At 62.9% G+C, this 21,067-nt stretch carries 16 protein-coding genes; 1 reads left to right on the top strand and 15 read right to left on the bottom strand.

Going from position 1 to position 21,067, the window contains the following annotated elements; translation table 11 throughout:
• Window positions 1-257: 257 nt before the first annotated feature.
• Window positions 258-4,151, bottom strand: coding sequence for a phosphoribosylformylglycinamidine synthase (purL, locus tag AB5Y89_RS12120; protein ID WP_336582935.1), 3,894 nt, complete (start codon window positions 4,149-4,151; stop codon window positions 258-260).
• A gap of 149 nt (window positions 4,152-4,300) precedes the next feature.
• On the opposite strand from purL, the gene mltF reads away from it, so the two are divergent.
• Entirely contained in the window at window positions 4,301-5,794 is a 1,494-nt protein-coding gene (gene mltF, locus AB5Y89_RS12115) for a membrane-bound lytic murein transglycosylase MltF (RefSeq protein ID WP_042880710.1), read from the top strand.
• 322 nt (window positions 5,795-6,116) lie between these two features.
• Here mltF and AB5Y89_RS12110 read toward each other — a convergent pair whose 3' ends face one another.
• The 14 genes from AB5Y89_RS12110 to hscA all read right to left on the bottom strand — a co-directional run bounded on the left by AB5Y89_RS12110 (window position 6,117) and on the right by hscA (window position 21,046).
• Entirely contained in the window at window positions 6,117-6,347 is a 231-nt protein-coding gene (locus tag AB5Y89_RS12110; protein ID WP_039038718.1) for a zinc ribbon domain-containing protein, read from the bottom strand.
• Between the two features lie 123 nt (window positions 6,348-6,470).
• The gene (der, locus tag AB5Y89_RS12105) at window positions 6,471-7,967 is read right to left on the bottom strand and encodes a ribosome biogenesis GTPase Der (protein WP_103242995.1); all 1,497 of its coding nucleotides are present in this window, start codon (window positions 7,965-7,967) and stop codon (window positions 6,471-6,473) included.
• A 74-nt stretch (window positions 7,968-8,041) separates the two neighbouring features.
• Complete coding sequence (gene bamB / locus AB5Y89_RS12100; RefSeq protein WP_029314685.1) at window positions 8,042-9,226, bottom strand: outer membrane protein assembly factor BamB; 1,185 nt, start codon at window positions 9,224-9,226, stop codon at window positions 8,042-8,044.
• Window positions 9,219-9,869: a tetratricopeptide repeat protein gene (locus AB5Y89_RS12095; RefSeq protein WP_010675047.1), complete on the bottom strand. Its 651-nt coding sequence runs from the start codon at window positions 9,867-9,869 to the stop codon at window positions 9,219-9,221. The genes bamB and AB5Y89_RS12095 overlap by 8 nt, the downstream gene beginning before the upstream one ends.
• A 3-nt stretch (window positions 9,870-9,872) precedes the next feature.
• Window positions 9,873-11,150 (bottom strand): histidine--tRNA ligase, encoded by a 1,278-nt coding sequence (gene hisS, locus AB5Y89_RS12090; RefSeq protein ID WP_010675048.1) that lies wholly within the window; start codon window positions 11,148-11,150, stop codon window positions 9,873-9,875.
• A gap of 138 nt (window positions 11,151-11,288) precedes the next feature.
• Window positions 11,289-12,419, bottom strand: coding sequence for a flavodoxin-dependent (E)-4-hydroxy-3-methylbut-2-enyl-diphosphate synthase (ispG, locus tag AB5Y89_RS12085; RefSeq protein WP_010675049.1), 1,131 nt, complete (start codon window positions 12,417-12,419; stop codon window positions 11,289-11,291).
• 10 nt (window positions 12,420-12,429) lie between these two features.
• Complete coding sequence (locus AB5Y89_RS12080; protein ID WP_368223859.1) at window positions 12,430-13,350, bottom strand: RodZ domain-containing protein; 921 nt, start codon at window positions 13,348-13,350, stop codon at window positions 12,430-12,432.
• Window positions 13,340-14,131, bottom strand: a complete 792-nt coding sequence (gene tapF / locus AB5Y89_RS12075; RefSeq protein ID WP_080768047.1) for a PilW family type IVa pilus biogenesis/stability lipoprotein TapF — start codon at window positions 14,129-14,131, stop codon at window positions 13,340-13,342. Before tapF ends, AB5Y89_RS12080 begins: the two co-directional genes overlap by 11 nt.
• Window positions 14,132-14,142: 11 nt before the next feature.
• On the bottom strand, window positions 14,143-15,246 hold the full coding sequence (locus AB5Y89_RS12070) for a bifunctional tRNA (adenosine(37)-C2)-methyltransferase TrmG/ribosomal RNA large subunit methyltransferase RlmN (protein ID WP_010675052.1): 1,104 nt from the start codon (window positions 15,244-15,246) through the stop codon (window positions 14,143-14,145).
• A gap of 167 nt (window positions 15,247-15,413) precedes the next feature.
• Window positions 15,414-15,842, bottom strand: a complete 429-nt coding sequence (gene ndk / locus AB5Y89_RS12065) for a nucleoside-diphosphate kinase (RefSeq protein WP_045524435.1) — start codon at window positions 15,840-15,842, stop codon at window positions 15,414-15,416.
• Between the two features lie 277 nt (window positions 15,843-16,119).
• Entirely contained in the window at window positions 16,120-17,403 is a 1,284-nt protein-coding gene (gene pepB, locus AB5Y89_RS12060; RefSeq protein ID WP_368223857.1) for an aminopeptidase PepB, read from the bottom strand.
• A complete protein-coding gene (gene pepB / locus AB5Y89_RS12055) occupies window positions 17,400-18,701 on the bottom strand; it encodes an aminopeptidase PepB (protein WP_368223856.1) in 1,302 nt (433 codons plus the stop codon). The genes pepB (AB5Y89_RS12060) and pepB (AB5Y89_RS12055) overlap by 4 nt, the downstream gene beginning before the upstream one ends.
• A gap of 157 nt (window positions 18,702-18,858) precedes the next feature.
• Entirely contained in the window at window positions 18,859-19,197 is a 339-nt protein-coding gene (gene fdx, locus AB5Y89_RS12050; RefSeq protein WP_005299781.1) for an ISC system 2Fe-2S type ferredoxin, read from the bottom strand.
• Window position 19,198: 1 nt separating this feature from the next.
• Window positions 19,199-21,046: a Fe-S protein assembly chaperone HscA gene (hscA, locus tag AB5Y89_RS12045; RefSeq protein WP_368223854.1), complete on the bottom strand. Its 1,848-nt coding sequence runs from the start codon at window positions 21,044-21,046 to the stop codon at window positions 19,199-19,201.
• Window positions 21,047-21,067 lie beyond the last annotated feature (21 nt).

Below are 21,067 nucleotides of genomic sequence, written 5' to 3'. Positions count from 1 at the left end.
AGTTCACACAGCGAAACCGGCCTCCGTGGCCGGTTTTTTATGTCCGCCAAGGCCCGGTCCGGCTTGCCCGTCTGGCAGGCGATACCAGATCGGTCCTCTCAATCCATGCCATATCCTCCAGCAAGCAGCTGGCGGAGCAGCGAGCTGAAGATGGCCTTGCCCCCATCGTGCTCGCCTCCTCCTGCCCTCCCCATTCTCAGACACATGCCCATAAAAAAACCGGCCACTGGGGCCGGTTTTTGGTTTCTTGCTGGCGCTTAACCCAGGCGAACCCGAGCATTGCGGAACATGCGCATCCAGGCGCCATCCTCTCCCCAGTTGTCCGGGTGCCAGGAGTTGGCCACGGTGCGGAACACCCGCTCCGGGTGCGGCATCATGATGGTGGCGCGGCCGTCCGCACTGGTCACCGCGGTGATACCGTCAGGGGAGCCGTTGGGGTTGGCCGGGTATTGCACGGTGACGTTGCCGCGGTTGTCCACGAAACGCAGCCCCACCAGACCGCTCTGTTGCAGCGCAGCCAGGTGAGCGGCATCGCGCACTTCCACGCGCCCTTCCCCGTGGGAGACGGCAATCGGCATCACGGAGCCCGCCATCCCGGCGAAGAAGGCGGACGGGGAGTCCTGCACTTCCACCAGGCTGAAGCGCGCCTCGAAGCGCTCGGAGCGGTTGCGCACGAAGCGCGGCCAGAGATCCGCCCCCGGGATGAGGTCGCGCAGGTTGGACATCATCTGGCAACCGTTGCACACCCCCAGGGAGAGGGTATCGCCGCGCTCGAAGAAGCGCTGGAACTGCTCACGGGCGTTGTCGTTGAACAGGATGGACTTGGCCCAGCCTTCGCCCGCCCCCAGCACGTCGCCGTAGGAGAAGCCGCCACAGGCCACCAGGGTCTGGAACTCCTCAAGCTTGATGCGCCCCTCGAGGATGTCGCTCATGTGCACGTCGACAGCGGTGAAGCCGGCGCGGTCAAAGGCGGCCGCCATCTCCACGTGGGAGTTGACCCCCTGCTCGCGCAGCACCGCCAGACGGGGAGAAACCCCGCGAGCGATATAGGGCGCGGCCACGTCGTCGGACGGGTTGTAGGTGAGCCTGGCCTGCAGACCCGGATCGGTGGCGTCCTGGCGGGCGGCATGCTCCTGATCGGCGCATTCCGGGTTGTCGCGCAGGCGCTGCATCTGCCAGCTGGTCTCGCCCCAGATGGTGCGAAGGGCGGTGCGGCTGGCGCGATACACTTCGCTGCCGGCACGCTGGAACAGAATGAGGTCGTCTTCGCGCACCGTGCCCAGCACATGGGAGCAAGCTGCCAGACCGTGACCGGCCAGCAGGGTCAGCACCGCTTCCTTGTCTTCGCGACGAACCTGGATGACGGCACCCAGCTCCTCGTTGAACAGGGCCGGCAGCAGGTCGCCACCCACGCGATCGAGCTGGATGTCGAGGCCGCAGTGACCGGCAAACGCCATCTCGGTCAGGGTGACGAAGAGGCCGCCGTCGGAGCGGTCGTGGTAGGCAATCAGCTTGCGATCCGCCACCAGCGCCTGGATGGCGTTGAAGAAGCCCTTGAGCTGAACCGGGTTGTCCAGATCCGGGGCGCTTTGCCCAAGCTGGCGATAGACCTGGGCCAGGGCCGAGGCGCCGAGGCGCTGCTTGCCGTTGCCAAGGTCGATGAGGATAAGGTCGGTCTCACCGAGATCGGTGCGCAGTTGCGGGGTCACGGTATTGCGCACGTCCTCGACCCGGGCAAAGGCGGAGATGAGCAGGGAGAGCGGCGAGGTGACGCTGCGCTCTTCCCCGTCCTGCTGCCAGCGGGTCTTCATGGACATGGAGTCCTTGCCCACCGGGATGGTGATGCCAAGGGCCGGGCAGAGCTCCTCGCCCACCGCCTTCACCGCCTCGTAGAGGCCCGCATCTTCCCCCGGATGGCCAGCTGCGGACATCCAGTTGGCGGAGAGCTTGACCCGCTTGAGGGAGCCGATATTGGCCGGAGCCAGGTTGGTCAGGGCCTCGGCCACCGCCATGCGAGCGGAGGCGGCATGAGAGAGCAGCGCCACCGGGGTGCGCTCGCCCATGGACATGGCTTCACCGTGGTAGCTATCGTAGGTCGCGGCGGTGACGGCGCAGTCAGCCACCGGGATCTGCCAGGGGCCGACCATCTGGTCGCGGTTGACGAGGCCCGTTACGGTGCGATCGCCGATGGTGATGAGGAAGGACTTCTCCGCCACGGTCGGCAAGCGCAGCACGCGCTCGGCGGCGTCGCTGAGGGTGATGCCGTCCAGTTGCAGCGCCTTGCCCTGGGCGGCCAGGCTCTGCACGTCGCGGTGCATCTTGGGCGCCTTGCCAAGCAGCACGTCCAGCGGCAGATCGATGGGCTGGTTGTCAAAGTGATCATCAGAGAGAGTGAGATGCTTCTCTTCGGTGGCGGTGCCGATGACGGCATAGGGGGCGCGTTCGCGCTCGCACAGGGCCTTGAACAGAGGCAGCTTGTCCTGGGCCACGGCCAGCACATAACGCTCCTGGGATTCGTTGCACCAGACTTCCAGCGGGCTCATGCCCGGCTCGTCGTTCGGAATGGCACGCAAGTCGAAGCGACCACCGCGCTCCCCGTCGCTCACCAGCTCCGGCATGGCGTTGGAGAGACCACCGGCGCCCACGTCGTGGATGAAGACAATCGGGTTGTCGTCCCCCAGTTGCCAGCAGCGGTCGATCACTTCCTGGCAGCGACGCTCCATCTCGGGGTTGTCACGCTGCACGGAGGCGAAGTCGAGATCTTCGGCAGACTGGCCGGACGCCATGGAGGAGGCTGCGCCGCCACCCAGGCCGATGTTCATGGCCGGACCACCCAGCACGATGAGGGCCGCCCCCACCGGGATCTCCCCTTTCTGGACGTGCTCGCTGCGGATGTTGCCGATGCCACCCGCCAGCATGATGGGCTTGTGGTAGCCGCGCACCTCGACGCCGTTGTGGCTCGGCACCTGCTCTTCGAAGGTACGGAAGTAACCCAGGATGGCTGGGCGACCGAATTCGTTGTTGAAGGCGGCGCCACCAAGGGGCCCTTCCTGCATGATGTCAAAGGCGCTGACGATGCGGCTCGGCTTGCCGAAGTCCTGCTCCCAGGGCTGCTCGAAACCGGGGATGCGCAGGTTGGAGACGGAGAAGCCCACCAGGCCCGCCTTGGGTTTGGCGCCACGGCCTGTCGCACCCTCGTCGCGGATTTCGCCGCCGGAGCCGGTGGCGGCACCCGGGAAGGGAGAGATGGCGGTCGGGTGGTTGTGGGTCTCCACCTTCATCAGGATGTCGACGCGCTCCTGGTGATACTGGTACTCACCGTTGGCGGGGCTCGGGAAGAAGCGGCCACCCTGGCTGCCTTCCATCACCGCGGCGTTGTCTTTGTAGGCAGACAGGACATGATCCGGCGTCTGCTCGAAGGTGTTCTTGATCATCTTGAACAGCGACTTGGGCTGCTGTTCGCCATCGATGGTCCAGTCGGCGTTGAAGATCTTGTGGCGGCAATGCTCGGAGTTCGCCTGGGCAAACATGTAGAGCTCGATGTCGTTGGGATTGCGACCCAGCCGGGTGAAGTTGGTCACCAGGTAATCTATTTCGTCATCTGCCAGGGCCAGACCCAGGGTCACGTTGGCCTCTTCCAGGGCGGCGCGACCACCACCCAGCACATCTACCTGGGTAAAGGGGCGCGGCTCGTGGTGAGCAAACAGGGCGGCAGCCTCGTTCATCTCGGCAAAGACCACTTCCATCATGCGATCGTGCAGCAGGGCCGCGATCTCGCTACGCTGGGCCACGCTCAGCTCACCCTTGGCCTGCACGTAATAGGCAATGCCGCGCTCCAGCCGCTTGACCTGTTTCAGGCCGCAGTTGTGGGCGATGTCGGTTGCTTTGGAAGACCAGGGGGAAATAGTGCCGGGGCGGGGGGTAACGAGGAACAGCTGACCGCTGGGGGTGTGTTCCGGGATGGTCGGGCCGTAGCGCAGAAGCTGGCCCAAGGTCGCTCGCTCGGGGGGCGACAGCGGGCTCGTCAGCTCGGCAAAATGCACGTATTCCGCATAGACGCTTGCTATCTCTACTCCTCTCTGTGCGCAGCTCTGCAGCAGCTTGTGGACACGAAACTCAGACAGTGCTGGGGCACCACGCAAGATTTCCATATACCTTTCTCACCAAGTTTTAGAGTGTGGGGGGATTTGAGACGCGCGTATTATAGGGATCAGGCCCATCCTGAACAAACGTTTTTCTCATCTCGCGCGGTGTGACTCCCTTCATACTCTCTGGTATAAAGGTGCCTCTTTTTTGACAAATGCCGTTTTTTTCAACAAGGGTACTCACCTACTTGCGCTGCATTTTTCGACTGTTCATCGGGATGATGTTGACGCTGGCCCTGGCCGGTTGCGACTTCTACCACCCCTCCAGCCAACTGGAGCAGATCCGCCAGCGAGGCGAGATCCGGGTTGGCACCCTCTATGGCCCCACTTCCTATTACCAGCGTGACGACACCGCACTGGGGTTCGACTACGAGCTGGCGCAGCTTTACGCCGACTGGCTGGGGGTCAAGCTGACCATAGTACCGGCCTACAGCACCGCCGAGCTGGTCGAGCAACTGCAAAAGGGCAAGCTGGATCTCGCCGCCGCCGCCATCGTCGTGACCCCGGAGCGGCGCAAGCTGTTCCGCTTCGGTCCTGGCTTCTACCAGGTCTCCCCCAAGCTGGTCTATCGCAACGGCTCCCCCAGGCCCAAGAACCTCGGTGACATCAAGGGCAGCATAGTGGTGCCGGCGGGCTCCACCGGCGAGGACCTGATGAAGGAGCTGGCCAAGCAGTACCCCAACCTGAAGTGGAGCACCAATCGGGATGCGGACGTGGAGGAGCTGCTCAAGCAGGTGGCCGACGGCAAGGTGGACTACACCGTGGTGCAGGACACCATACTGGCCCGTACCCAGCGCTACTACCCCGAACTCACCGAAGGCTTGACCCTCGCCAGCAAGCAGACCGTGGCCTGGGCCATGACCAAGCTGCCCGACGACAGCCTCTACGCCAGCATCATCGACTTCTTCGGTCAGCGCTTCATGGATGGCGCCATCGCCAAGCTCGACGAGAAGTACTTCGGCCACGTGCAGAACTTCGACTTCGTCGACACCCGTACCTTCCTGCAACGGGCCAAGAGCCTGCTGCCCAAGTACCAGGCGCTGTTCCAGACCCACGCCAAGGATATCGACTGGCGGCTGCTGGCCGCCATCAGCTATCAGGAATCCCACTGGGATCCCCAGGCACGTTCCTACACCGGGGTGCGCGGCATGATGATGCTCACCGGTCCGACCGCCAAGGCGATGGGGGTAAACGATCGCACCCACCCGGAAGAGAGCATCAAGGGGGGCGCCCGCTACCTGCAGGAGATGATGGCGAAGGTGCCCGACTCGGTCCCGGCGGACGAGAAAGTGTGGTTTGCCCTCACCGCCTACAACATCGGCTACGGCCACATGATGGATGCCCGCCGCCTGACCAAAGAGCTGGGCAAGAACCCGGACGCCTGGAGCGACGTGAAAGAGGTGCTGCCCCTATTGCAGCAGTCACGCTGGCATCGCAAGGTACGCTATGGCTATGCCCGTGGCGGCGAGGCGCGCAACTATGTCAACAACGTGCGCCAGTACTACCAGAGCCTGCTCTGGCTCGACAACGAACAGCAGAAGGCCCATCGTCGCGAAGAGCTGGACGAGGACGACAGCAGCGAGCCGGACGTGCCGGCGCAGCGTCCGGCCATCATCGCCGAAGTGGTCAAACAGATCATCACCCCCTAGCCTCGCCGGGGGTGTGTTTTCCTGCCCTGTTCTCTGTTACCATCCTTGGGTATACGAGGGGCGCTGGAGCGAACTTATTGCAATGTATTCATTGCGTTGCAGTTCCTGCCAAGGGCCCTTTCGGCCCCACGCAAGACCAGGGAGGAGAACAGGATGCGAGCACGCAGAAGAGCCATGTTGGCCCGAAAAACCAAATGTGCCTGGAGCCCGAGACGCAAGCTCAAGCTGGCCGACATGAAACGCAAGATCTGGCACAGAAACCGCTCCTTCACGCTGCTGATAGCGGAGCACACAGTATAAACCCGGCATCAGCCGGGTTTTTTTATGCCTTGTCAGGCTGCGCTTCAAACAGAACGGTGCGCTTGGAGACCAGGGTGTTGCAGTGGTTGCAAAAATAATCCACCGCGCCGCAAGCCCGAAGCCGCTCCAGCTCCTGCCCGCAGGCAGGACACAGGGCCCGGATGCGATAACGGGCCTGACACTGGCCACACGTCGTCTCGCGGCTGCGGCTGTCCAGTTCGCCCTGACAGGCAGGGCAGGTCAGCGTGTTCATTCTCTTCTCGACTCCTCTTTACGTCACTGTGCACCGGCGTCACTCGCAGCCCCTCCCCCGGTTTGTCTGCCCTGAGGAGGGCCATCAAGAAAAACGGCTGCCGGTAAGGGCAGCCGCAGGGCTTTATTTCTTCGCTTTGGCCTTGAGCAGGCGCTTGCGCTGGCGTTCCTGGCTCAGGGTCAGGGTGTTCTTCTTGCCCTCGAACGGGTTGACCGACTCCTGGAACTCCACCCGGATCGGCGTCCCCATGATTTTCAACGACTTGCGGAAGTAGTTGATGAGGTAGCGCTTGTAGGAGTCCGGCAGGTCGTTCAGCTGGTTGCCGTGGATCACGATGCGCGGCGGGTTGTAGCCACCAGCGTGGGCATACTTCAGCTTGACCCGGCGACCATTCACCATGGGCGGCTGGTGATCTTCCTGGGCCATCTGCATGATGCGGGTCAGCATGGCGGTGCTGGTGCGGCGGGTCGCGGACTCGTAAGCCTCGTTGATGGATTCGAACAGGTGACCGACGCCGCTGCCGTGCAGGGCGGAGATGAAGTGCACCCGGGCGAAGTCGATGAAACCCAGACGTCTGTCCAGCTCGTTCTTGACGTCCTCTTTCACCTTCTGATCCAGGCCGTCCCACTTGTTGACCACCAGTACCACGGAGCGGCCGCTGTTGAGCACGAAGCCGAGGATGCTCAAGTCCTGATCCGTGATGGTCTCCCGGGCGTCAATGACCAGCAGGCAGACGTTGGCATCTTCAATCGCCTTGAGCGTCTTGATGACGGAGAACTTCTCCACCGTCTCGTGCACCTTGCCACGGCGACGCACGCCGGCGGTGTCGATGACCACGTATTTCTGATCGTCGCGCTCCATGGGGATGTAGACGGAGTCGCGGGTGGTACCCGGCATGTCGTAGACGATGACCCGATCTTCACCCAGCATGCGGTTGGTCAGGGTGGATTTGCCGACGTTGGGACGACCGACGATGGCGAACTTGATGGGCAGGTCGGCGAACGGCGTCTCCTTGGTGTCTTCCCGGGTGTCGAGCTCACCGGCAGCCACCATGCGCAGCAGGGCCTCTTCGTCGAACTCCTCCAGCTCCTCTTCCTCTTGTGCCTGGGTGGCAGAGCCGACCAGAGTCTCGAGGTGAGGGGCCAGGGCCAGCTCCAGCAGGCTCAGTACGCCACGGCCGTGGGCGGCCGCCATCTGGTAGACCTCGCCCAGGGCCAGACCGTAGAACTCGGACACCGCGGAGTCACCGTCGATGCCGTCGGTCTTGTTGGCCACCAGAAACACCTTCTTGTGGGTCTTGCGCAGGTGCTCGGCGATGGCCTGATCCGCCGCGGTGAGACCGGCACGGGCATCCACCATGAAGAGCACCACATCGGCCTCTTCGATGGCCAGCAGGGACTGCTCGGCCATCTTCAGCTCGATCCCCTCCTCGGTGCCATCGATACCGCCGGTATCGACCACGATAAATTCCAGCTCGCCCAGCTTCGCCTGGCCATATTTGCGGTCCCGGGTCAGGCCGGGGAAGTCGGCAACCAGGGCATCCCGGGTACGGGTCAGGCGGTTAAACAGGGTGGATTTCCCCACGTTGGGGCGGCCCACCAGGGCAACTACAGGAGTCATAAAAGCCTCATTCTCAAGACGACAAAGGCTCCGGGTCCGAAGACCAGGAGCCGGATATTCACATTATCGGACGATCAAGGACGCTTGAGGGCGTACAACTTGCCGTCACGGCTCTGCACATACAGGGTGTCACCCTCCACCAGCGGAGCGGCATAGAGACCACTGCTGTCGAGCTGCTGCATGGCCTTGATGGTCCCGTCGGTACGGTCCAGCCAATACAGGTAACCTTCCACATCGCCGACCACCACATAGTCACCCAGGATGACGGGGGCGGTCACGGTGCGGTTTTCCAGCTGGGTGTTGGACCACAGCTCGAGACCGTTGCGACGATCGACCGCAAACAGATGGCTGCGGCTGTCGGTCAGCACGATGGCATTGCCGGTCACCGCCATGTCGCGATAACCGGAATACTTGCGCTTCCACACTTCGTCGCCGCTCATCAGCTTGCGCGCCATCAACTGGCCGTTGTAGGCGATGGCGTAGAGCTCATCACCGGCAATCAGCGGGCTGGCATCGACGTCCACCATCCGATCCAGTTCGGTGGCGCCGCGCGGGTCGGCCACCTTGGATTGACGCACCGGCTGGCCGTTGCTCAGCAGGGCGATGCCCACCTTGCCATCGGCGCGGCCATAGATGACGGCACCGTTGGTGATGATGGGGGCGCCGGCACTGCGCAGGGTCAGGGGCGGCTGCTCTTCGGACAGGGTCCACTGCAGCTTGCCCTCGTCGGTATCGAGCGCCACCAGACGACCGGAGGTGGTCAGCACCACCACGCGGCCATCCTCGACGGCGGGGCTCGCCACCACTTCCCCAGGTACCGTGGTCTGCCACAGCACTTCGCCGTTGGCCTCGTTCAGGGCGTAGACCACCCCGTTTTCGGACCCGAGGAACAGCTTGCCGTAGCGAGAGACCAGACCACCGGAGAGACGGGCACTGCGCTTGTCGGCGTTGATGGGCAGATCTGCCAGATCCACGCTCCACAGCTCCTTGCCGCTCTCGCGCTCGAAGGCGGTCACATCGCCATCGCGGGCCGCTGCATAGATGCGGTCCTCTTCCACCACCGGCTTGAGCTGGGAGTAGAAGTCGCCGATGCCATCCCCGACCGAGGAGGACCATGCGGTATCGGCAGTGAACGCGGACTCAACCTTGGGCAGGGGTGCCATGGGGTTGAGATCTTCTTCCGAACTGAACAGGGAGCAGCCCTGCAAGGCGAAGGAGACAGCCACCCCCAGCGCCATTCGCTTGTACAGATTACGCATCCGGAGCCTCGCCCGCAGTGACGGCTGGCAGCGCCAGATCATCCATCTTCAGCTTGAGTTCGGCGCTGCTCTGCAGGCCGCCGGCATCCGCCGCCGCCTGATAGGCATCGCGCGCTTCTTCGGCCTTGCCCTGCTTTTGCAGGATGTCGCCGCGCACTTCCGCCACCTGGGCCTTGAAGGCGTCGTTGTTGATCTTGCCAAGCTGGGCCAGGGCCTCGTCAGCCTTGCCCTGATCGCTCAGGACCCTTGCCAGACGCAGGGCGGCGATGGGCTTGATGCTGTCATCGCCACTGGCGGCCACCTGGGTCAGCTGCTCGGCAGCCAGATCCAGCTTGCCCGCCTTGACGGCGGCCGCGGCCAGTTGCAGGGCGGCCAGCTCGGCATAGGCGTCACCCTTGTGGGCGGTAATGAAGCTCTTTGCCTGCTCCAGGGCGGCGTCATCCCCCTTGGCGAGCTGGGCGGTCATCTCGTTGTAAGCCTGGGAGGCGGCTTCCTGGTTGTTCTGCTGCATCTCGTTGTAGTAGCGCCAGCCAAAGAGGCCGACCAGACCGATCACGGTCCCGGCGATCACCGAGGTGCCGTTCTCTTTCCACCAGTTCTTGATGACCTCAACCTGTTGTTCTTCAGTGGTATACACTTCCACAGCTTACTCTCCTTTCGCTGCCAGCAGGGCGATGGCGGCATCGACCGAGACGGTCTGTTGCTCGGCCTGGCCACGCAGATATTTAATGGTGATCTCCCCGCTTTGCACCTCGGTCTCCCCAAGGATCAGGGCAATGGCCGCGCCGCTCTTGTCGGCACGCTTGAGTTGTTTCTTGAAGTTGCCGCCGCCGCAGTGGCTCATGAGGCGCAAGTCCGGCAGGGCATCGCGCAGGCGCTCTGCCAGGGCGAAGCCAGCCTGCTCGGTCCCCTCACCCACCATGCAGAGATAGACATCCACCGCCGGGCGGATGTCAGCATTGAGTTCGAGGGTTTCAAGCATCAGCACCAGACGCTCCATGCCCATGGCAAAGCCCACTGCCGGGGTCGGCTGGCCACCGAGCTGCTCCACCAGGCCGTCGTAGCGACCACCGGCACAGACGGTGCCCTGGGCCCCCAGGCTGTTGGTCACCCACTCGAACACGGTCAGGTTGTAGTAGTCGAGGCCGCGCACCAGACGCTCGTTCACCTCGAACTGGATGCCGGCCGCCGTGAGCAGGCGCTTGAGCCCTTCGAAGTGAGCCAGGCTCTCTTCGCCAAGGTGATCGAACAGACGGGGGGCACCCGCCAGGATGGCCTGCACTTTCTCGTCCTTGGAGTCGAGCACCCGCAAAGGGTTGCTGTACATGCGGCGCTGGCTCTCTTCGTCCAGCTCGCTCTTGTACTGTTCCAGATAGGCGACCAGGGCATCGCGATAGGCGGCACGTTCGTTGCTCTGGCCGAGGGTGTTGAGCTGCAGGGTCACGTGATCGCTGATGCCGAACAGGCGCCACAGGCGGTGGGTCAGCATGATGAGCTCGGCATCGATGTCCGGCCCGTTGATGCCGAACAGCTCGACCCCGAACTGATGGAACTGGCGATAGCGACCTTTCTGGGGACGCTCGTGGCGGAACATGGGGCCCATGTACCACATCCGGCGTTCCTGGTTGTAAAGCAGACCGTGCTCGATGCCGGCACGGACGCAACTGGCGGTCCCTTCCGGACGCAGGCTCAGGCTGTCGCCGTTGCGGTCTTCAAAGGTGTACATCTCTTTTTCGACCACGTCGGTCACTTCACCGATGGCACGCTTGAACAGATGGGTCTGCTCGACGATGGGCATGCGCACTTCGCTGTAGCCATAGCTGGCCACGACCTGGCGCAGGATCTGTTCTACTTTCTGCCATACCGGGCTCTGCTCCGGCAGGCAATCATTCATACCGCGAATAGCTTGGATCTGTTTTGCCACGTTGATACTCGAGAAAAAGAGGTAAAATTTGGCCGCATTATAGGGATTTTCGACCCCGAGGTAAAATCGGGTGCCCGGATGCGGGATGTAAAATCAACAACCTAAAGCCGGGGCCACCCCAGGTGGCCCCGTCATCGTTCAACCTTTGTCCACCTGGATCTGGTTGGCCGGATCCAGCATGGCGGCCCTGGCACGGATGCGACGCTCCAGAGTCGGGATCAAATCCTTGTTGTCGAGTCGGTCGACCCGCTGGCCCCCCTCGTAGAAGGCACTCTTGTTGGCGGCGCCCGCAAGGCCGAGATCGGAGACCAGCGCCTCCCCCGGACCGTTCACCACACAGCCGATGATGGAGACATCCATCGGGGTGATGATGTCTTCGAGCCGCTCTTCCAGGGCGTTGACCGTGCCGATGACGTCGAACTCCTGACGGGAGCAGGAGGGACAGGCGATGAAGTTGATGCCGCGGGAGCGGATGCGCAGGGACTTGAGGATGTCGAAGCCCACCTTCACCTCTTCCACCGGATCGGCGGCCAGGGAGATGCGCAGGGTGTCGCCAATCCCTTCGCTCAGCAACATGCCAAGGCCAATGGCGGACTTGACCGCGCCGGCGCGAAAACCGCCCGCTTCCGTGATGCCCAGATGCAGGGGTTGATCGATCTGCTTGGCCAGCAGGCGATAGGCACCGACCGCCAGGAAGACATCGGACGCCTTGACGCTCACCTTGAAGTTCTGGAAGTCGAGGCGATCCAGATAATCCACGTGGCGCATGGCGGACTCCAGCAGCGCCTCCGGGGTCGGCTCGCCGTATTTCTCCTGGAGATCACGCTCAAGGGAACCGCCGTTGACGCCGATGCGGATGGGGATGTTGTAGTGACGGGCACAATCCACCACCGCACGCACCCGCTCTTCGTTGCCGATGTTGCCCGGGTTGATGCGCAGGCAGTCGGCCCCGTACTCGGCCACTTTGAGGGCGATGCGGTAGTCGAAGTGGATGTCGGCCACAATGGGGATGCGGGTCTGCTGTTTGATGAGCTTGAACGCTTCCGCCGCCTCCATGGTGGGGACGGAGACCCGGACGATGTCGGCGCCGACCCGCTCGATCCGCTGGATCTGCTCGACGGTAGCGGCCACGTCCGTGGTCTTGGTGTTGGTCATGGTCTGTACCGTGATGGGGGCATCGCCCCCAACCGGCACGTTGCCGACCATGATCTGTCTGGATTTGCGACGAACGATGGGTGATTCGTGTGCGGGCTTTTCGTGAACAGACATGGCGGACTGATTACTCCTGCGGCAGTGAGAAGCGGGCAGTCCGGCCGTTGTTGTAACGGCTCATGTCGAAGGACTTGCCCTGATATTCGAGATTGACCGCCATGGGCGCGCCAATGATGAATCTGAGTGGCTCGGGTCCTTCCAGTACCAGTTCGTCGTTAGCCTTCTTCAGACCGCTGAACAGGGTCTTGCCGTTGGCATCCTTGACGTCCAGCCAGCAATCGGCGGTGAAGCTCATCTTGAGCTGGGGCGCCTTGGCGGGCTCGTTGGTCGTGCTCTCGGCAGTCGAGACCGCGCCGGAAACGTCCGTCGGGACGGCTGCGCTGGCATCCGTAGCGACCACAGGCAGGGTCGCGGTGGCACCGCTCACCACAACCTGGGTGGACACGGCATCGGACGCGGAGGGCAGCACGGGCTCGGCGACCTCCACGGCGGGGGCAACATTCGCTTCCGGCGTATTGATGGTCGCGCTCATCTCGGTCGCCGCCAGGGCGTCGTCACCGGCAGAGCGGCGCGCCGTGCTCTGCCACCACCAGGCGACGGAGAGCCCGATCAGCACCAGGATCACCAGCCAGGTCACCACCTTGAGCCGGCTGTCATTGGCCTGCTGGCGGGAGCGACGGGAGAAGCTCTGCATGTCGATGTTGTCGGGGGGAGTCAGTCCCAGCTTCTCGTAGGCGGCGAGGATGGTCTCCTCCGGGATGCCCACGAGCTTGGCATAGGCCCGCAGATAGCCACGAATGAAGGTATGGGACGTGTGCTTGTCATAGGTATCCGCTTCGATGGCGGCGATCAGGGTCAGACGAAGGTGAATGCGGGACGCAACCTGTTCCCGGGTCCAGCCGAGCTGTTCACGGGCGTTGCGCAGCAGCTGGCCTGGGCCCGCTGCCTGGGAGTCGTCTTGGAAATCGTGTGGCTGTTCAGTAGTCATTGGCTAAGTAACGCTTGGCTTGTTGCGAAGTGGGATATTGCCTTACCAGCTCAGTCCCGAATTGGTGAAGTAATGCCGGTTTGTCCATGGCCTGGGCCAGCCGCAGCCGGAGCCAGAGGCTCTCCTCGTTCTCCTCTGCCACGTCGGCAAAGCGCGCGAGGTAAGACTGGACATCAGGAAGCTTGCCATCTTTCATGGAAAGCTCGGCCATGTCCAGCAATAACCTAGGATTGCGGGGATTATACCCCAAGGCCAGACGATAATACTCGCCGGCCTTGTCATTTCTGTGATTTTGCATCGAGCAGAGCGCCGCATTCTCGTAGGTATCGGCGATCTTCACGTAATCGGGCTGGCTGACGGCCTGCAAGAACGCCTTTTCCGCTTCGTCGAAGCGGCCACGGTTGCAGAGGAAGGCGCCATAGTTGTTCATCGCGTCAGCATTGGACGGATCCATGGCCAGCGCTTTCTTGTAGCTCGCCTCGGCGGCCTTGAAATCCGACACCTGCTGGTAGAAATAGGCAAAACCGATGTAGACCTGAGGATTGTTGGGATCGTACTGAAGGGCGCGGTCGAGGTTGAATTTGGCCTGCTCGGCATTGCCCTGGCGCAGATACTGGATACCCAGATCGAGACGAGTCTGGGCGGCGGCCTTGAGGTCGGGACCCACTTCACGCTGGGTCGAATTCTGGCCAGCGTAAGTGGTCTCTGTGACACAGCCTGGCAGCGCACAGAGCGCTGCCACTACGATCAATGTACGGATATCCATTTCCTGTCTATACAATGGCTTAGGAGTTAAACCATTTTGACGGAAATCCCATCCTGTTGCATCCGATTTTTCATGGTGCGCTTGGTGCGGTCGATCACCTCCCCCACCAGCTGGCCGCAGGCGGCGTCGATGTCGTCACCACGGGTCTTGCGCACGATGACGGTCAGGCCGTATTCCATCAACACCTTGGAGAAACGGTCGATACGGCTGTTGCTCGGCTTGCCAAACGGGTTGCCCGGGAAGGGGTTGAACGGGATCAGGTTGATCTTGCAAGGGGTTTCCTTGAGGACCTTGGCCAGCTCATGGGCATGCTGCATGTCGTCGTTGATGTGGTCGAGCAGCACATACTCCACGGTCACCCGGCCGCCGTTGGCGTTGGACTTGGCCAGATAGCGGCGTACCCCAGCAAGGAAGGCTTCGATGTTGTACTTGTCGTTGATCGGCATGATCTCGGAGCGAAGTGCATCGTTCGGCGCATGCAGGGAGATGGCCAGGGCAACGTCGATCTGGTCCCCCAGCATGTCCAGCGCCGGCACCACACCGGAGGTGGAGAGAGTGACGCGGCGCTTGGAGATGCTGAAGCCGAAGTCATCCATCATCAGCTTCATGGCAGGTACCACGTTGGCGAGGTTGAGCAGCGGCTCACCCATGCCCATCATCACCACGTTGGTGATGGGGCGCTTGCCACCCACCACTTTGGCGGCACGCCACACCTGGCCGATGATCTCGGAGACTTTCAGGTTGCGGTTGAACCCTTGCTGGGCGGTGGAGCAGAAGGTGCACGCCAGGGCGCAGCCCACCTGGGAGGAGACGCACAGGGTAGCGCGGTCCGCTTCCGGAATGTAGACAGTCTCCACCTCCTGATCGCCCACCTGCAGCGCCCATTTGATGGTGCCATCGGCGGAGCGCTGTTCACGGCTGATCTCGGGGGCTCGGATCTCGGCAATGGCCTTGAGCCGCTCGCGCAGCGCCTTGTTGACGTTGCTCATCTGATCGAAATCATCACAACCGAAGTGATAGATCCACTTCATTATCTGGTCTGCCCGGAACGGCTTCTCGCCCAACTCGACGAAGAAGGCACGCATGGCATCCCGGTCGAGATCCAGCAGGTTGGTTTTTGTTTCGCTCATCAGGGGCCTCAGCTCACACACTTCATAAATTATCGGCTGACCTACGTCAGGGGGCGGCATTGTACAAATAATGGGTCTGGCTTTCCACCTGGAGAATAAGTGGATATTGGCAGGATGACCAAAAAACAAAAGGGAGCCGAAGCTCCCTTGGTCACCAGCAGACAACATCAGCCGCGCGGGCAGATCTCGTCGTCGGAGAAGAAGTAGGCGATTTCACGGGCGGCAGAGGCCGGGGCATCGGAGCCGTGGACGGCGTTGCGATCGATGCTCTCGGCGTAGCAGGCGCGCAGGGTGCCGGCCAGCGCCTCTTTCGGGTTGGTGGCGCCCATGATTTCACGGTGACGGCGGATGGCGTCTTCACCTTCCAGCACCTGTACCATGACGGGGCCAGAGGTCATGAAGCCGACCAGACCATCATAAAACGGCTTGCCCTGGTGCTCGGCGTAGAAACCGGCGGCCTGTTCGCTGGTCAGGTGCAGCATCTTGGCGGCGATGACTTTCAGGCCGGCGCTTTCGAAGCGGCTGTAAATGGCACCAATCAGGTTCTTGCTGACCGCATCCGGCTTGACGATGGAGAAGGTACGTTCGATAGCCATTGAGTTCTTTCCTTAACTACAGAGTTTTATTGTAGGAATCCATGTTCGGCGGCGATTATACGTAAACAAAAAACGAAATAACACACAAAAAATCAACTTTTTGTTAAACAAAAGAATCCTTGAAACAACATGGTGACTCATCTTGTGCCAGGGCAGAGAGAAAAAATGTGCGCTTGCGCACGATCGGCATGCTAATGCCTCAAAACTGTATCAATTGCTCAGCAAAGCAGCACTGGAAAGGGCACCCTGAGGTGCCCTTGTGATGCCGTTCACTGACTCAGCGCGTCTCCGCCAGCAGGGTATGGGCGATGGTGCGCATCCCCAGGGTATTGGCCCCGGGCGCCCACAGACTGTCGCCGTTCTCACTGAAGCAGGCGGCGAGATCGACATGCAGCCAGCCTCTTCCCTCATCAGGGACAAAGCGGGAGAGGAAGCCTGCCGCATTGGAGGCCCCCCCCGGTCCGCCGCCCGGCACGGGGCGGCTGTTGGCGGTGTCGGCATAGTGGGACGGACACTGCTGGCGATGCCAGGGCTCCAGCGGCAGCGGCCATGCTGGCTCCTGCTCCGCATCCGAATAGGCCATGGCGCGGCTCACCAGCCCCTTGTCCAGTCCAAACAGGGCGTTGTAACGCCCCCCCAGCGCCATCACGGCCGCCCCGGTGAGGGTAGCAGCGTCGATGATGAGCGGCGCACCAGACTCGCCGGCCAGTTGCAAGCCGTCGGCCAGAATCAGACGCCCTTCGGCGTCGGTGTTGACCACCTCCACCGTGGTGCCGTTCTTGTAGGTGAGGATGTCGCCCAGCTTGTAGGCATGGCCGGATACCAGGTTCTCGGCGCAGCAGAGGATGAGCTTCACCCGCTTGTCGAGGCCACGCAGAATGGCCAGCGCCAGCGCGCCGGTGACGATGGCGGCACCGCCCATGTCGTGTTTCATGGTCAGCATGCCCTGGGAGGTCTTCATGGAGTAGCCGCCGGAATCGAAGGTGATCCCCTTGCCCACCAGGGCGGCCGCTACCGGCGCCTTGGGATCCTTGCCCGGATTGAAATCCAGCTCCAGCATCACGGGCTCGCGGTCACTGCCACGACCCACTTGATAGAGACCGACCCAGCCCGCCTGTTGCAGCGCCCCTCCCTTGAGGATGCGATGGCTGATCCGGTCTGGTGCCAGCTCGGTGAGGAAGGCGGCGGCTTCGACCGCCAGCTCCAGCGGCCCCAGCTGCTCCGGGGTGGCGTTGGTCATCTCCCGCACCCAGCGCCCGCACAGCCAGCGAGCCTCCAGCTCCTCCCTGTCCTCCTCGGACGAAGTGGCCCACTGCAACCCCACTTCCGCCTTGGGCGTCTGCAGCCCCTGGGCAAAGGCCCACTGCTGCTCCCGCTCCCAGTGGCCAGCCAGGACAACCTGCTGGATCCCCTGGCTACACAGGCGCCGCGCCGCCTGCTGGATATCCAGCAAGGGAGTGGTGCTCACCAGATGGATCACCATGCCGTCGGCACGGTGGGAGAGCAGTGCCCCCTCCCCCCACTCGGCCGGTGCAAACTCTCGGCTCAACCAGACGTTCATGCGCACACCTCCTGCAACCAGCGGGCAATCGTGCGAAGACCATGGCCCTTGGCCCCGGTCGCCCAGAGCTCATTGCCCGACTTCTGATAGGAAGCGGCCAGGTCCAGGTGCACCCAGCCCTTGCCTTCGTCACGGACGAAGCGCGACAGGAAAGCCGCCGCGGTGGTGGCGCCGGCAGTACCTTCTGCGGACGCCACATTGCCCAGCTCGGCAAAGGCCGAGGTGAGCTGGCCTGCGTGCCAGGGTTCGAGCGGCAGCGGCCAGGCCTTCTCGTTTTCGGCGTTGGCGGCAGCCAGCGCGCGCACCTGCTCCGCCTCATCGAGGGCAAACACGGCATTGTAGTCGCGGCCCAGCGCGGTCTTGGCGGCGCCGGTCAGGGTGGCAGAGTCGAGGATGTAGGCAGCCCCGCTTTCGCTCGCGGCCAGCAGGCCGTCTGCCAGCACCAGGCGACCTTCCGCATCGGTATTCTGGATCTCGACCGAGATGCCGTTGCGATAGGTGAGGATGTCGCCGAGCTTGAAGGCGTGGCCGGAGACCAGGTTCTCGGCGCAGCAGAGGATGAGCTTGACCCGCTTGTTCAGGCCACGGCTGATGGCCAGCGCCAGGGCGCCGGTCACCATGGCGGCGCCGCCCATGTCGGACTTCATCGGCAGCATGTTGTCGGAGGATTTCATGGAGTAGCCGCCGGAATCAAAAGTGATCCCCTTGCCCACCAGCGCCGCGACCACGGGGGCGTTGGCATCCCCGGTCGGGTTGTAGTCGAGCTCCAGCAGCACCGGCTCGCGCTCGCTGCCACGGCCCACCGACCAGATCCCGATATGACCCGATTCACGCAAGGCTTCGCCAGCGGTGATGCGGGCGGTCACCTTGTCACCGCCGAGGCTGCGAATGAGCAGCAGAGCGGACTCCGCCAGGCTCATGGGGTAGATGGCTTCCGGGCAGCCGTTGGTCACCTCGCGCACCCAGTGGGTCGCTTTGAGCAGGGCAGCGAGTTCGGCCGCTTCCTGCTCGCTCTGTTCACCAAAATCGAGCTCGCGAACCCCCTTGGCGGCATAGAAGCCCTGGGCAAAGGCGTAGCGACGCTCCCCATTCCAGCCCTCACCCACCAGTTTGACGCGCTTGATGCCGCTCGACTCGAGGCGTCTGGCCCCCCGCTGGATGGCGCGCAGCGCCTCCTTCTCCTGGCCAGCGGCCAGATGGAGATGGGCCTCGTCGCCGTTGAAACTGAGCAGGGCACCCTCGCCCCAGTGGGCGGCGGCAGCCTGGGACGACAACCTTACGTTCATCATGTCAGCCATGTTCTCTTGCTTCCTTTTTATTGGCACTTTCATCAACGAATAGGGAAATCACGGGCACAAAAAAGGCCGCTCCCTCAAGGGTCACGGCCTTCACCATATCATTACTGCACCATGAGATGCTGCACGCGCAATTCACTCATGTGTAATTAAGGGGTCATCAGTGGCGCTCGGACGCCAGATTCAGGGTGTACTTGGGCAGTTCCACCACCAGATCCTCATCCGCCAGTCTGGCCTGGCAGCTGAGACGGGATTCCGGCTCCAGCCCCCACGCCTTGTCCAGCATGTCGTCTTCCAGCTCGTCGCTCGGCTCGAGGGAGTCGAACCCTTCCCGCACCACGCAATGGCAGGTAGTACAAGCACAGGACTTCTCGCAAGCGTGCTCGATCTCGATGCCGTTGCGCAGCGCGATATCCAGAATGGTTTCACCGGTCGCACCTTCGAGGGCCGCGCCGTCCGGACAGAGCTCGGGATGGGGCAGAATAATCAGTTTTGGCATATCACACCTTGTTGACGTTTTGTCCGGTCAGTACCTTGCGGATGGAGGCATCCATCCGGCGGGCTGCAAATTCGCCACTGGCAGCGTCCGCCGCCTCGATGGCCTCTTTGATCTGATTGGTGGTGCCCGTGCTGCGCATAGTCAGCAGATGGGCGATGGCGGCATCCAGCTCGGCCCGCTCGGTGGGGCTCAGCAACGCCTCGCCATCGGCGGCCAGGGCGGCGTTGAGGCTCTCAACCACCCGGTCGGCCTCGACCTGCTGCTCCGCCAGCATGCGGGCGTCCATGTCCTGCTGGGCATTGGCGATGGAGGCGCTCAGCATGTTGAGGATGTCATCCTCACCCAGCCCGTAGGAGGGCTTGACCTGGATCTCGGCCTGCACGCCGGAGGATTTCTCCATGGCGCTGACCGACAGCAGACCGTCCGCATCCACCTGGAAGGTGACGCGAATATGGGCGGCGCCGGCCGCCATGGGCGGAATGCCGGTCAGGGTGAAGCGGGCCAGGGAGCGGCAATCCGCCACCAGCTCGCGCTCCCCCTGCACCAAATGGATGGCCATCGCGGTCTGGCCATCCTTGAAGGTGGTGAACTCCTGGGCGCGGGCCACCGGAATGGTGGTATTGCGCGGGATCACCTTCTCGGCAAGGCCGCCCATGGTCTCTAACCCTAAGGAAAGCGGGATGACGTCCAGCAGCAGCATCTCGGCGTCGGGCTTGTTGCCCACCAGGATGTCTGCCTGGATGGCGGCACCGATGGCCACCACCTTGTCAGGGTCGATGCTGGTCAAGGGCGTACGGCCGAAGAACTCGCCCACCCGCTCGCGCACCAGCGGTACCCGGGTCGAGCCGCCGACCATCACCACTTCCAGTACCTCTTCCTGCTCGAGACCCGCATCGCGCAGGGCGCGCCGACAGGCCTGCAGGGTGCGCTTGACCAGGGGCTGGATCAGCTCGTCAAACTGGCTGCGGGTGACGGTACCCTGCCAGCCGGCAAAGGTGCAGGTAACGGCATCGGCATCGGTGAGGCCGTGCTTGATGCTGGCCGCCGCATCCAGCAACTCGCGCTGGGTACGGGCATCGAGCTGACCGGACAACCCGGCTTGCTCTTTGAGCCAGTCCGCCAGCAGATGGTCGAAATCGTCACCACCGAGTGCCGAGTCGCCGCCGGTGGCCATCACCTCAAACACCCCGCGATGCAGGCGCAGGATGGAGATATCGAAGGTTCCGCCACCCAGGTCATAGACGGCGATCACCCCTTCCTGGCCTGAGTCGAGGCCATAGGCGATGGCGGCCGCCGTGGGTTCGTTGAGCAACCGCAGTACGTGCAGACCGGCCAGTCTGGCCGCGTCCTTGGTACCCTGACGCTGGGCATCGTCAAAATAGGCGGGCACCGTGATGACCACGCCGTCGAGGTCTCCCCCGAGGGACGCGGCACCGCGCTCGGCCAGTTTTTTCAGGATCTCGGCCGAGACCTGCACCGGATTGACCAGCCCCTGGCGGGTCCGCAACTGGGGCATGCCCGTCTCGGTAGCCACGAACTCGTAAGGCTGCTGGCGGGTATCGATGTCGGCCAGCGCCTTGCCCATCATCCGCTTGACCGAGACGATGGTGTTGTGGGGATCGAGGGCCGCCTCACGCTTGGCATCGAAGCCAACCCGGATGGTATCGGCCTGGTAATGGACCACGGAAGGCAGCAGATCACGCCCCAGCTCGTCACAGAGGGTGTCGGCCTGGCCGCTGCGCACGGCGGCGACCAGGGAGTTGGTGGTGCCAAGATCGATGCCGACGGCACGTTTATGCTGGTGAGGTGCGGCGCTCTGGCCTGGCTCGGCAATTTGCAGTAATGCCATGGGTAATCACAATTCCTGCGT

It is taken from the genome of Aeromonas sp. s4, assembly GCF_040907855.1.
GTDB classification, from domain to species: domain Bacteria; phylum Pseudomonadota; class Gammaproteobacteria; order Enterobacterales; family Aeromonadaceae; genus Aeromonas; species Aeromonas caviae.
The sequence above is the reverse complement of the archived record's forward strand: the minus strand, read 5'-3'. Positions and strand labels throughout refer to the sequence as shown.